This window comes from Streptomyces sp. MGP-BFMKR1 (assembly GCF_057766585.1).
In genome coordinates this window covers 5,067,277-5,079,822 of the sequence record NZ_CM173408.1, presented here as the reverse complement: position 1 = coordinate 5,079,822, position 12,546 = coordinate 5,067,277, and the positions used below count along the sequence as shown (strand labels likewise).

12 protein-coding genes are annotated in these 12,546 nt (G+C 76.3%); 5 read left to right on the top strand and 7 right to left on the bottom strand.

From position 1 onward, the window contains the following. The first annotated feature begins 62 nt into the window (after positions 1-62). Complete coding sequence (locus tag AC3CHW_RS20010) at positions 63-485, top strand: hypothetical protein (protein WP_488467360.1); 423 nt, start codon at positions 63-65, stop codon at positions 483-485. A 169-nt stretch (positions 486-654) separates the two neighbouring features. Here AC3CHW_RS20010 and AC3CHW_RS20005 read toward each other — a convergent pair whose 3' ends face one another. Then, positions 655-1,038, bottom strand: coding sequence for an ArsR/SmtB family transcription factor (locus tag AC3CHW_RS20005; protein ID WP_359322846.1), 384 nt, complete (start codon positions 1,036-1,038; stop codon positions 655-657). Between the two features lie 147 nt (positions 1,039-1,185). On the opposite strand from AC3CHW_RS20005, the gene AC3CHW_RS20000 reads away from it, so the two are divergent. After that, entirely contained in the window at positions 1,186-2,547 is a 1,362-nt protein-coding gene (locus tag AC3CHW_RS20000; RefSeq protein WP_488471113.1) for an MFS transporter, read from the top strand. A gap of 128 nt (positions 2,548-2,675) precedes the next feature. Here the strand turns inward: AC3CHW_RS20000 and AC3CHW_RS19995 are convergent, their stop codons facing one another. Next, positions 2,676-3,680, bottom strand: a complete 1,005-nt coding sequence (locus AC3CHW_RS19995; RefSeq protein ID WP_488467359.1) for a peptidoglycan-binding protein — start codon at positions 3,678-3,680, stop codon at positions 2,676-2,678. Between the two features lie 417 nt (positions 3,681-4,097). Then, on the bottom strand, positions 4,098-5,876 hold the full coding sequence (locus tag AC3CHW_RS19990; RefSeq protein WP_488467358.1) for an MFS transporter: 1,779 nt from the start codon (positions 5,874-5,876) through the stop codon (positions 4,098-4,100). Between the two features lie 507 nt (positions 5,877-6,383). Between AC3CHW_RS19990 and AC3CHW_RS19985 the strand changes: the two genes are divergently transcribed. Next, entirely contained in the window at positions 6,384-6,881 is a 498-nt protein-coding gene (locus AC3CHW_RS19985; protein WP_187059548.1) for a hypothetical protein, read from the top strand. Positions 6,882-7,000: 119 nt separating this feature from the next. Here the strand turns inward: AC3CHW_RS19985 and AC3CHW_RS19980 are convergent, their stop codons facing one another. After that, positions 7,001-7,372: a winged helix-turn-helix transcriptional regulator gene (locus tag AC3CHW_RS19980; RefSeq protein WP_398607588.1), complete on the bottom strand. Its 372-nt coding sequence runs from the start codon at positions 7,370-7,372 to the stop codon at positions 7,001-7,003. A 102-nt stretch (positions 7,373-7,474) separates the two neighbouring features. On the opposite strand from AC3CHW_RS19980, the gene AC3CHW_RS19975 reads away from it, so the two are divergent. Next, a complete protein-coding gene (locus tag AC3CHW_RS19975; protein ID WP_488467357.1) occupies positions 7,475-8,314 on the top strand; it encodes an SDR family oxidoreductase in 840 nt (279 codons plus the stop codon). A 298-nt stretch (positions 8,315-8,612) separates the two neighbouring features. Here AC3CHW_RS19975 and AC3CHW_RS19970 read toward each other — a convergent pair whose 3' ends face one another. Continuing rightward, positions 8,613-9,281, bottom strand: a complete 669-nt coding sequence (locus AC3CHW_RS19970; RefSeq protein WP_398607733.1) for a pentapeptide repeat-containing protein — start codon at positions 9,279-9,281, stop codon at positions 8,613-8,615. Between the two features lie 276 nt (positions 9,282-9,557). On the opposite strand from AC3CHW_RS19970, the gene AC3CHW_RS19965 reads away from it, so the two are divergent. Next, positions 9,558-10,544, top strand: a complete 987-nt coding sequence (locus AC3CHW_RS19965; RefSeq protein WP_488467356.1) for a zinc-binding dehydrogenase — start codon at positions 9,558-9,560, stop codon at positions 10,542-10,544. Between the two features lie 49 nt (positions 10,545-10,593). Here the strand turns inward: AC3CHW_RS19965 and AC3CHW_RS19960 are convergent, their stop codons facing one another. Both AC3CHW_RS19960 and AC3CHW_RS19955 read right to left on the bottom strand, forming a co-directional pair. Beyond that, complete coding sequence (locus AC3CHW_RS19960; RefSeq protein WP_488467355.1) at positions 10,594-10,992, bottom strand: hypothetical protein; 399 nt, start codon at positions 10,990-10,992, stop codon at positions 10,594-10,596. A 114-nt stretch (positions 10,993-11,106) separates the two neighbouring features. Beyond that, positions 11,107-12,240, bottom strand: coding sequence for a M24 family metallopeptidase (locus AC3CHW_RS19955; RefSeq protein WP_488467354.1), 1,134 nt, complete (start codon positions 12,238-12,240; stop codon positions 11,107-11,109). Positions 12,241-12,546 lie beyond the last annotated feature (306 nt).

Below are 12,546 nucleotides of genomic sequence, written 5' to 3'. Positions count from 1 at the left end.
TGTAGTCCCGACTCTCACGCCCCGGCAGTCGCCGGGCGTGACGACGCAAGGAGATGAGTGACATGGCAGCAAGGACGCGACGCGCCCGCCTGACGGCGGCGACCCTGACTCTCGGCGTGGCGGCGGGCGGTGCGGCGCTGGCCTTCGGCACGGCCTCCGCGCAGGCCGCCGACACGACGAGGGCCGCGGCCCCGGCGAAGCCGCACGTAACCGTCGACACCCGCGGCACGAAGCCGCTCAACGTCCGGATGTACCCGAGCGAGGACGCCACGGACGCCGGCAACCTCAAGAACGGCACCGTCGTCGGCGTGGACTGCAAGGTCCGCGCCCAGCAGGTCCAGGACAGCACCTACTGGTACAAGATCCGCGGCAAGGAGCAGTGGATCACGGCCGAGTTCACCAAGAACCCGTCCGGCACCGCGCCGCTGTGCAAGGACTTCTTCCCGGCCAAGCAGGCCACCCAACAGGGCAAGGCCGTGGGCTGATCCCGCTCGCCCACATAACGCGACACCGGGCCACATCCGACGGCCTTGCCCGGGCCAGCACCGCTGGCCGGCACGCCCCGCCGGGCGCTGAACCACCAGCGCGCCGACGGGGCGTTCCTCTTGCCCGCCGTCGCCCAGCAGCCGCCCCGTCGTCGCTCAGCCGCCGCGCTCAGGGGGTGGCCGGCGGCTCCCAGGCGGCGACCAGGTCGAGGAGGCCGGGGAAGCGGTCGTTCAGGTCGGCGACGCGGACGTGGCTGCGCCGCTCCAGGCCGTACTGGCGCTGCCGGATCAGGCCCGCCTCGCGCAGCGCCTTGTAGTGGTGGGTGAGCGACGACTTCGGCCGGTCGATGCCCAGCCAGGAGCAGGGGTGGTCGAACCGCTCCGACTCCAGCAGCAGCTTGCGCACGATGAACAGGCGCAGCGGGTCGCTCAGGGCGCCCAGGACCGTCTCCAGGCGCAGTTCCGCCGGGGCCGGCTCCGGCAGCGGAGCGGGCAGGTCGGCGGGCTCGGGCAGCACCCGGGCGGCCGGAACGGTGTGCGCACTCGACGGCATGGGCCGCCTCCCGTCGCTCGATTCCCTCAGTACGGACGGTACGGATCGTACGGACCGCGCCGACGCGGCGCGGACTCAGTACGAGATTAATCGTACTGCATGCTAAGTTCGACTCAACTCGTACTGGAGACGGCGAAGGGGGCGGGCATGTCGGGACGGCGTACGGCCGCGGGGGCGGTGGTGACGGTGCGGGGCGGCGGACTCCGCCGCGCCGACGCCGTGGGAGGGCCGGCGGACGGGCGCGCGGCGGTGCCGCTGTGGTGGGTGTGGCTGGCGGCCTGGCCCGTCACGGCGGTCTTCGCGCTGTCGAACGCGGCGACGCCGCTGTACGTGCTGTGGCAGGACGAACTCGGCTTCTCCGGCGGCACGTTGACCGTCGTCTTCGCCAGCTACATCGTCGGCCTGCTCGCGTCGTTGCTCTGCTGCGGCGTGCTGTCCGACCGGTTCGGCCGCCGGCCCGTGCTGCTGCCTGCCCTTGGCCTCGCCCTGGCCGCCTGCCTCATGTTCGCCACCGCGCACCACGTCGCCGTGCTGATCGTGGCGCGGCTGCTCACGGGGCTGGCCGTCGGGGCGGCCGTCTCCGCGGGGATGGCCGCCGTCACCGACGTGGCCGGCCCCGACCGGCGCCGGCTCGGCGCCCTGTTGGCCTCCTCCGCCATGGTCTTCGGCGCCGGCCTCGGGCCCCTCCTGTCGGGCGTGCTGTCCGAGACACTGCCTGCGCCGACCGTCACCGTCTTCGTCGTGGAGGCGGCGCTGCTCGGCACGGCCGCGCTGGTCGTCTGGCGGATGCCGATCCGCCGCCCGCGCGCGCCCGGCGCGCCCGACGCACCCGGCGAGGTCGCGGCGTCGGGGCCGGCGGGGGCGGACGGGGGCGGCTCCAGGGGCGGGGGCGCCTGGGTGCGGGTGCCGGGTGTGCCGCGGGGCAGTGGGTGGCATCTCGCGCTGGGCGTCGCGGTGTTCGGGCCCGGCATCGTGGCGACGTCGTTCGTGCTCTCGCTCGGGCCCTCGCTCCTGACCGACCTGCTCGACAGCGACAGCCGGATCGTCCCGGGCGCGCTGGCGTTCTCGATGTTCCTCGCCTCGACGTGCGTGCAGTTCGCGGTCCAGCGGCGCTCCCGGCACACGATCCTGGTCGGCGGGGCCGTCAGCGTCGTGCTCGGCATGGTGACGCTGGTCGTCGCCGTGCACACCGCGGCCGTCTGGGCGCTGGTCGCCGCCGCCGTACTCGCCGGGGCCGGCCAGGGCATGGGCCAGCTCGGCGGCCTGTCCCTGCTCACCTCCAGCGTCCCGCCCCACCGGCTCGCCGAGGCCAACGCCGCGTTCAGCGTCGGCGGTTACGCCCCGGCCGGCGTGCTCGCGGTCGGCGCCGGATACCTCACCGACGCCGTCGGGCTGACCAGCGCGGCCACCACCTTCGGGGTCACCCTGGCGACCGCGGCCGGCCTCGGCGGCGCCCTCGTCCTCGCGCGCCGGAGCCGCGAAGGGCGCGGCGGGCCCGCACCGCGCTGACCCCGGCCCTCACGGGGCGATCTCGCGGGCCGGCGATACGGGGCGGCCTCACGGGGCGGCCTCGCCGGTCCGGTGGGGGCGCCGCGCCCGGCAGGGGTCCCCGCCGTGCGCGGCGCCCTGACCCGCCGTCAGCCGACGAGGGTCGTCCAGGTCTTCGGGCCCGCCTCGCCGTCGACGACCAGCCGGTTGGCGCCCTGGAAGGCGCGGACCGCGGTGCGGGTCACCGAGCCGAAGCCGCCGTCGACGGCCAGGCCCGCGCTGTGCTTGTTCAGCACGGTCTGCAGACCCCGCACGTGCGCGCCCGAGTGGCCCTGCCGCAGCGCGTACACCAGGTGTGGCCACGTCTTCGGGCCGACCTGGCCGTCGGCCACCAGCTCGCGGGCCGACTGGAACGTCCTCACCGCGCGCACGGAGACCGCGCCGTAGTCGCCGTCGGCGACCAGCTCGTGGCCGCGCCGCGTCAGCACGTACTGGAGGGCCTTGACGGTCGCGCCCCCGGCCCCCGGGTCGAGGGTCGGCCAGCCGCCACCCAGGTCCACGCCGCGGGCGGCGAGGTAGCTGACGGGGTTGGTGATGCCGCCGAGGCCGCCCGAGTGGACCTCGAAGTGCAGGTGCGGGCCGGTCACGTTGCCGGTCGCGCCCATGTCGGCGATCCGCTGGCCGGCGCCGACCCTGGCGTTCAGGCCGACGCGGAACCGGTGGAGATGCCCGTAGTAGGTGTACCGACCGCCGCCGTGCGAGATGACCAGGCCGTTCCCGCTGCGCCCGCCGAGCACGCCCGAGCCGCGCCGGATCACGGTGCCGGCCGCCGCGGCGTAGATGGCCGTGCCGACCGCGTTGGTGACGTCCTGGCCGGCGTGCGGGCCGCCGCCGCGCGGGGCGCCGTAGTGGCCGCCCTTGGGGAAGTGGCCACGGGCGGGGTTGCACCACTGGCCGTTCCTGAGGGACCCGGTGGCGGGCGTCGCGGCGGACGGCGCGGCCACCGCCGGCGACGCGAGCCCCGACGCGCCCGTCAGGACCACCCCGAGGCCGGCCCCGGCGCCGAGCAGCAACCCCCTGCGCGAGAGGCCCACGGGGCCGAGGTCCGCCGCTTCCCGTTCCGCGCCGTCGGCCGGACCGCACTGCTCACACATGTCCCATCCTCCTGAAGTCGCTGTCGGCCGGTACGCGTCGGCCGCCGGTCGTCGACCGACGCGGGTCAGCCGGTCGGTCGTCGCTCACCAGGCGGGCCGCCGACCGGCCCGGGGTGGCCGACGCCCCTCGGGAGCCGGCCGTACGCAGGCGATGTCCCGGCGCCGAGGTCGCGGTGGAGCTGGTTCTACGCGCGTCACTCCAGGGGCGTGACGCACCCACGGCAGGGCGGCGGGAACTGTTGGTCGAGAGCATGACAGACAACGGCCGGATGCTCCACAGGTACGGGAGCGGCGGTGGGGTTTCCGGCGGCGGTTCACCGCCCGGGCCAACGGCCGCGGGCGCCCGTTCACTTCGCGTACGCGCGCCGCATCCGGCGCGCGCGGAACCGGCCGGTCGCGCGCGCCGGGCGGCGGCCGTCACGCGTCGCGGGTGGTCAGCGCCCGAAGCCAACCGGCCAGCGCGCCGGCGGTCACCACGCAGGCCAGCGCCGCCACCCACAGCGCCCCGTCCACGGCCCCCGCAGCCTGCCCCGCCCACGCGCCCGCGCCCGACTCCGCGCCCGCGCCGGCTCCCATGCCGGCTCCCGTGCCGGCTCCCGTGTCGGCGGGGTCGCCCGCCGTCGGGCCGACGAGTGCCACGCCGAGCCCCGCCGCCACGGTGACCACCGTCTTGGTGACCCCGGACGCCTCCCCCGCGCGCCGGGAGTCGATGACCGCCTGCGTGGCGGCCAGCGTCAACGCGTTGGCGAGGCCGAGGGCGGCGCCGGCGGCCGTGGCGGCGCACAGGTAGCGCGGGAGGGTGCCGGCGCCGGCCATCGCGCCGAGCCCCACGGCGCCCGCGACCAGGCACCCGGCCATCACGGCGACCGCGCGCGAGGGCGCGACCCGCCCCGCCACCACGCCCGCGCCGGCCATCGCCGTCGCGGGAGCGAGGAACGCGCACCCCGCCTCCCCCGCCGACAGCGCCCACGCGCCCTGGAGGGCCAGCGGGGTGACGTAGAGGAAGACGACCGTCGCCGCGTTGGCCACCGCACCGGAGCCGGTGAGCGCGACGTACGGGCCGTTGCGGAACAGCGACAGGTCCACCAGCGGATCGGGCGCCCGCCGCTGCCGCCGTACGAAGCCGGCCAGCGCCACCCCGCACGCCCCGAGCGTCGCGGCGCTCGCGCCCGACCACCAGCCCCAGGCGGGCCCGCGGTCGACGAACAGCCCCAGCGCGGCGAGCGCCGCCGTGCCCGCGACCAGCCCCGACCAGTCCCAGCGCCGCGCGCGCCCGCGCTCCCGGACGCCCGCACCACCCCGCCGCCGCGCGCGCCACCCGCCCCGCGCCGACCGCGCACCCCACCCCGCGCGCGGAGACCGCCCAGCGCGCCGGGACCGCGCCGGGCGCTCGGCGGCCCAGGCGGCCAGCGCGGCGCAGCAGACCAGCGGCACGTTCAGCCAGCAGACGGCCCGCCACGACAGGGCCTGGGTCAGGGCCCCGCCGACGAACGGGCCGCACGCGGTGGCCACCCCGCCGAGGCCGAGCGCCCAGCCGATCGCGCGCCCGCGCAGCGCGGGCGGGTAGGCGCCGGTCAGCAGCGCGAGCCCGGCCGGCATGAGGCAGGCGCCGCCGGCGCCCTGCACCACCCGGGCCGCCACCAGGGCCGGCAGCCCGGGCGCGAGCGCGCACGCGGCCGACGCCGCCCCGAACAACGCCAGCCCCAGGAGCAGCATCCGTCGCCGACCCCACAGGTCACCCAATCGCCCGGCCCCGACCATCAACGACCCGGCGGCCAGCAGATAGCCGCTCACCACCCACCGCACGCCCCCCGCCCCGCCCGAACCCGCCCCGCCGGCGGAGTCCGGCCCTCCGGACGCGTCGGGCAAGGCCGCCGGCGCGGGCGCCGGCGCCAGATCGGCCGCGATCTGCGGCAACGCCAGGTTCAGGGCGAACGCGTCCAGTTGCACGCAGCACACCGCGAGGGCCACCGCGACCAGCACCCGCCGCCGCCCCCGAACGGCACCGCCCGCTCCCGGAGCGCTGCCCGGGCCGCCGTCCGCCGCGCCCCTGCCCGCGCCGCCCGGGCCGCCGCCCACCACCGGGCCGCTGCCCGACGCCTCGTACGGCCCGGCCACGGCCTCCCCGTACGCCCCGGCGCGCTCGGCGCCCGCTTTCCCCCGCGCTCCCGGCGCGTCCCCTCGTCCCGCTGTCATGGCGTCGCCCTCCCGGCGTCCGTGGCCCACTCGTCCGTCCACCCGCCACCCGCGACGCGCGCGGCGGGGTACCGCTCCGGAGGGGGAGAGGGGCGCCAGACGCGGCGACGGCAGTGCGTCGCGGGGTGCGCGAGAAGTCGAGAGGTCGAGAAGTCGAGAAGTGGGAGCGCGGGACGCGTGGGTGCGAGCCGGCGCAGCGCCGGTGCGGGCGTCCGCGTCCGTACGGGGCCAGGGGCCGGAAGGGCCAGAGGATCCGGGTCGCGGGCCGGAGGGCGCGCGAGGCCGAAGGGGCCGGTCGTATGGCGGCGGCGCGGGCGACGGGGGCCGCGGGGCGGCGGGAGCCGCCGGGGCGCGCCGTGCCCGTCCACCGTACGCGGGCGGGTGTGGGTACGCCTACCCGTACGCGCACCCGGGCCGGGTGCCGGTCGGGCGGTGCTCGACGGGCCCGGCGGGCGGCGGGGTGCCGCGGCGTGGGGCGGGCCGCCAGCCCGTGACACCATCGGCAGGGTGATCGACCTCGGCTACTCCCTCTCCCCCCGCTTCCCCGACCCGCCGCAGACGGACTACCGGACGGCGGACGCGTACGCGCTGCGGCACGACCTGTTCTGCGGGGACGTGTACCTGGCCGACACGAAGGCGGACCGGGAAGTATCCACAGCCTGGGGATGGGTGCCGGTCTTCGACTTCGCCTGGGCACTGTGCGACATCGTGGAGCAGCTCGACCGCGACCCGCGCGGCAGCCGGTCCGCCCAGCCGGTCCACGCGGAGCTGGACTTCACCGAGTCCAGCGACCGGATGCTCTTCGAGCGCCGGTTCGGCTGGGTGGACGTCACGGCGGACTGGGTGCCGCTTGAGGAACCCCCGTTGACGTTCAACCACGCCGCGCTGCGCCGCGAGGCCCGCGACTTCCTGCACGACGTGATCGCGGACCTCACCGACATGCACGAGGGTCTGGCCGACAACCCCGTGGTGTGGGACGTACAGGCCCGCTTCCCCCGCGTCTGACCCCTCCCGCAGGGCCCTCCCGCACGGCCCCGGCCGTCCGTGGGGCTCAGGACCCGGGGCCCGGGGCCCGGGCCCCGGGGTCTCGCGACGTACGCCGGCACCCCCTGCCCCCCGTACGGTCAGGCCGCGTCGCGCTCCGCCATGTGCCGCGTGATCCGGTCGAACAGCACGGTCAACGGCTCGCCGACCTCCCGGCCGAACTCGGTGAGCCCGTACGTGACCTGAGGCGGCGTCGTCGGCTCGACCTCCCGCCAGACCAGGCCGTCCTGGACCAGCAGGCGCAGGGTCTGGGCGAGCATCTTCTCGCTGATGCCCTGGATGCTCTCGCGCAGCTCGTAGAACCGCAGGCCGCCCTTCCGCAGGGAGATCAGCACCCAGATGCCCCACCTGCTGGTCACATGGTCGACCACGTCACGCGCGGGGCACGCGGTGTGAAACACGTCATACCGCTCCCCCGCCTCAACTCGCCTGCGCTGCACGCCTTCCCCCATGTCATGAACTTACCTCAAGGTATGTCCTTACCAAAAGTTAGCCCGACTTCTAGCGTGCGGATCACAGCGGATCACAGAGCACGAACCGAGAAGGAGCTGACCATGATCGTGGTGACCGGGGCTACCGGAAACGTCGGACGGCCGTTGACGCGGGCGCTGGCCGAGGCGGGCGAGCAGGTGACGGCGGTGTCGCGGCACGCGGCGCGGGTGCCGGACGGCGTCCGGCACGTGGCAGCCGACCTCGCCGAACCGGCCGGGCTGCGGCCCGCGCTGGACGGCGCGAAGTCGCTGTTCCTGCTGCTCTCCGGCGACCTGCACGCCGTCGGGGCCAACCCCGCCGACATCATCGGCGAAGCCGCGGCCAGCGGGGTGCGCCGGGTCGTCCTGCTCTCCTCGCTCGGCGTGGTGACCAGGCCCTTCGGCACCACCCGGATCGCGTTGCGCGCGCTGGAGGACACCCTGCGGGACTCCGGTCTGGAGTGGGCCATCCTGCGGCCGGGCGGCTTCGCCTCCAACGCCCTGTGGTGGGCCGATTCGGTCCGCGCCCAGCGGGTCGTCGCCGCGCCGTTCGGCGACGTCGGGTTGCCGATCATCGACCCGGCGGACATCGCCGAGGTCGCGGCGGCCTGCCTGCTGGACGACCGGCACGCCGGCGGCGCGTACGAGCTGACCGGCCCGGAGGTGATCACTCCGCGCGAGCAGACGGCGGCCATCGCCGCCGCGCTGGGCTCGCCCGTGCGGTTCCAGGAGCTGACCCGGGAGGAGGCCAAGGCCGGCATGGTCCGGGGCATGCCGGCCGAACTCGCCGACGACACACTGGACATCATCGGCGCCCCGAGCCCGGCCGAGCTGCGCGTCAGCCCGGACGTCCAGCACGTCCTGGGCCGCGCCCCGCGCCCCTTCACCGACTGGGTGGCCCGCAACGTCGCCGCCTTCCGCTGAGAGCTGGGACCGGTCGGCGCCAGCCGCGCCGCCCCCTCGCCCGGCGGCCCGCCGCCGGGCGGCGAGGCCCGGCCCGACACCGTGGCCAACCGCCCCGCGTCGGGCCGCTCCGGGGCCGCGACCGACGCCACGACCGGGGCCGGGGCCGGGGCGCGTCGCCGGGGCGGCCGACCCCGCCCACCCCGGCGGCGACGCCCGACGGGCGGCGAGCCCAGCCGGCCCCCTCACCGGGCCGCCCGGCCGGCCCCCGCCAACCGCCGCCACCAGCCACTGCCCCCACCCACCGCCCACGCCGTCGCTACGCCTCCCCCGGCGGCCCCTCGTCGGCCACCCGGACGCCGAGCTGGGCGGCCATCGCCGGGGCCAGGTCGAGGAGTTGGGTGGGGCTGATGACCGCGCCGGAGAGGGCGTCCAGACCACGGGCGATGTCGAGTTCGACCACGCGGCGCAGGTCCACGTCCGTCATCCGGGCCGAGGTGAAGTCCACCCGGCGCAGCACGCAGTTCGCGAACGAGACCCGCTCCAGCGTGGCCCCGCCGAAGTCCGCCTCCACCAGGACGCAGCCGTCGAACGTCACGTCCCTGAGCTTGGCCGTGCGCAGGTTCAGGTAGTCGAACTTGCCGCCCCGGACCAGGACGCCCTCCCACGAGCCGCCGTGCGCCTGGGTGCCGCCCAGCCGGGCGTCGGTCAGCTCCACGTCGCGCAGCGAGGCCGACGACAGGTCCGTCCCCACGCCCCGCACCTCGGTGAGGACGGAGTCGATGAACCGGGCGCCCGCGAGCACCGTCTCGCCGAGCGCGCAGCGCCGCACCTGGCAGTCCAGGAACCGGGCGCCGCGAGCCGCCTGGTCGCTCAGGTCGAGGTCGGTGAAGTCCTGTCCGTCGTAGTCCCCCTCGGCCTCCAACGCGCCGCCCCCGTACGGCACCAGATGGGGCAGCGGCACTCTCGGGCGGCGCGGCGCCCGCACCCCGTCTCCGTCCCCGTCCCCGTCTCCTCGCCGGCCGCCCGCGCCCGCCGCACCGGCCCGCCGTCGCCCTCGCTCCGCCACGCCTTCCGCCCTCCGTCATCGCGCCCGCCACCCGACCACGCCCGCTTCTCGTCCCTGCCCTCACATCGTGCACCCGGGGTCTGACATCGCCCCGCGACCCGCTGTGACCTGCGGCGCTTGACTTCACCTTTGGTTGAAGTCGGACGCTCGTCGCATGAACGCGGCCCCGCGGGGCCCCGACCGATGGAGATCGCCATGCACGCCATTCGTCTGCACGCCTTCGGACCCGCCGAGAACCTCACGTACGAGCAGACGGAGGACCCGCGTCCCGCGCCCGGGCAGGTGCGGATCAAGGTCGCGGCGGCGGGGGTGCACGTCATCGACACCACCTTCCGCTCGGGTGACCCCAACGCCCCGTACGACCTGCCCGAGTTGCCGACGATCCCCGGCCGCGAGGTGGCGGGCACCGTCGACGGGCTCGGTGACGGCGTGGACGCCTCGTGGCTCGGCCGGCGCGTGGTGGCCCACCTCGGCCTGGTGCCCGGCGGGTACGCCGAACTCGCCGTGGTCGCCACCGAGAAGCTGCACGCGCTCCCCGACGACCTGCCCTTCGACCACGCCATCGCCATGATCGGCACCGGCCGCACCACGGTGGGCATCCTGCTCTTCGCCGAACTCACCGCCGACGACGTGGTGGTGGTCACGGGGGCCGCCGGCGGCATCGGCACGCTGCTGACGCAGTACGCCAAGCACGTCGGGGCCACCGTGGTGGGTCTGGCGGGCGGGCCGACCAAGGTCGCGCGGGTGGCCGAACTGGGCGCGGACATCGCCCTCGACTACGACGCCGCCGACTGGACCGAGCGGGCCCGCGCCGCACTCGGTGGCCGCGCGGCCACCCTCGTCTTCGACGCCGTCGGCGGCGAGCGCGGCCTGGGCGCCGTGGACCTGCTCGGGCGCGGCGGCCGGCACATCGTCTACGGCTGGATCGGCGGCCCGCTCGACCTGAGCGAGGCGGAGTTGGAGCGGCGCGGCATCACCTCGCTCCAGGTCGTCGGCAAGCCGATGCTCGACCGGATCGGCGGCCCGGCGGGGATGCGCAAGCTGGAGGAGGACTCGATGGCGTTGGCCGCGTCCGGCGTCCTGGTCCCGTCCGTACACCGCTTCCCGCTCGTCGAGGCCGCGGCGGCGCACCGCGCGATCGAGACCCGCGGCACGATGGGCAAGGTCGTGCTGATCCCCTAACCCCACCCGGGCTCCGGGTGAGCGGCCCGGGCCCCGGGCGAGTGGCCCGCTAGTCAGCGCGCCGGAAGCGGAAGGTCTTCGCGCCCGACGGGCCCGGCGGGACGGCCTCCAGCGTGTCCCCGTCGACCACGATCTCCAGGCTGGTCGGGACGTTGACCGACACGCACGGCGAGCCGAACGCGAGACGGTACGTCCGCTCGCCGCCCTCGCCCTCGTCCACCTCCGCCACCTCGGCGCCGCCGCACAGCCTCGTCGGCGAGGTGCCGAGCGTGGCCTCGCCGTCCTCGTCGACCTGGATCACGGCCTGGTCCGCGAAGTCGGCGTACCCGGGCGGCTGTGGCCCGTCCGCCACCCACTCCCCCTCGATCGGCTCCGGGGACGACTCCTCGGAACACCCGGCCAGCAACAGGGCCACGGCCAGGGCAGGCACGGCGAGCGCGCGGCGCATACGGATCTCCCGGGGGCGGACGACTGGTGGGCGGGCCACAAGTCAAGCAGGCACCTGCCCCCGTCCGCCGCCGGTTCGCCGCCTTCGCCGCCACCGCCGCGGGCGGGGCGGGTCTCAGTCCACGTACCGCAGCGCGTGCGAGGTGTTGTTGAGCCGCTGCCCGCCGGTCTCCGTACAGGTCACGATGTCCTCGATGCGGACGCCGAACCGGCCGCGCAGGTAGATGCCGGGCTCGATCGAGAAGCACATGCCCGGCACCAGCGGCAGGTGCTCGCCCTCGACCAGGTACGGCGGCTCGTGCGTGGTGACGCCGATGCCGTGGCCGACCCGGTGGATGAAGTACTCGCCGTAGCCGGCCTCGGTGATGATCCGGCGGGCCACCCGGTCGATCTCCTGGCAGGCGACGCCGGGGCGCACCGCCTCGAACGCGGCCTGCTGCGCCTCGCGCACGACGTCGTGCACCTTGTGCTCCTCCGGCGTCGCCTCGCCCACGTGCACGGTGCGGGTGGTGTCGGAGCCGTAGCCGTCCTTGAGGCCGCCGAAGTCAAGCACGACCATGTCGCCGTCCTCGATCACCCGCTCGCCCGCCTCGTGGTGCGGGCTCGCGCCGTTCGGCCCCGAGCCGACGATGGTGAAGTCGACCTGGCCGTGGCCGTGCGCGCGCAGCAGGTCGGCCAGGTCGGCGGCGATGTCGAGTTCCCGGCGGCCGGCGAAGCGCGCCGTCGAGATCTCCTCGTACACGGCGTCCGCCGCCGCTCCGGCCGCGGCCAGCCGCCGCACCTCGTGCGCGTCCTTGACCGCGCGCAGCATCGGCAGCACGGCGGTGAGCGAGTCGTACGTCGTGTCGGGGCGGGCGCGTCGCAGGGCGAGCAGGTGCAGGGCCCAGGCGGAGTCGGCGATGCCGTACCGGCCGCGCGGGTCGAGGAGCGTGCCGGCGATCTCGTACGGGTCGTCGCCGTCGGTCCAACTGACCAGTTCGACCGCGCCCGCGCCGACGGCGTTCGCGGCGTTGGCGCGCTCAAGCCCCGGCACGAGCAGGCACGGCGGCCGGTCCGGGGTGATGACCAGGGCGGTCAGCCGCTCGCTCGGCGTCACGTCGTGGTAGCCGCACAGGTGGGTCAGGTCGGGCCCCGGGGTGACGACCAGCCCGGCGAGGCCCGCGTCGAGCGCCGCCCGACCGGCCCGGGCCATCCGGGCGGCGTAGTCCTCGCGGGTGATGGGCGCCGGCTGGTCGGCGGCTTCGGCCATGTCTCTCCTCCGAGCGGGGCGGTGGCGGCTGACGGCGGCTGGTGACGGTCGGCGGCCGGTGGCGGCTGGTGTCGGGTCAGCTCAGCATCGCGCAGCCGGTTCCGCCCCGCGAGGGGACGCGGGACCCGACCGGCGAGCCGACGGCCGCACACCCGGCACACGCCCGCCCGCCCCCGGACCCTCGGCGCGGGTACGCCCCGACAGCCGGCCCCTCTGTGCGGGCACGCCCCGGCAACCCTCGGCACGAGTACGCCCCGACACCCCAGCGCCCGGCGACGCACACGCCCCTACCGCGCGCCGCGACGG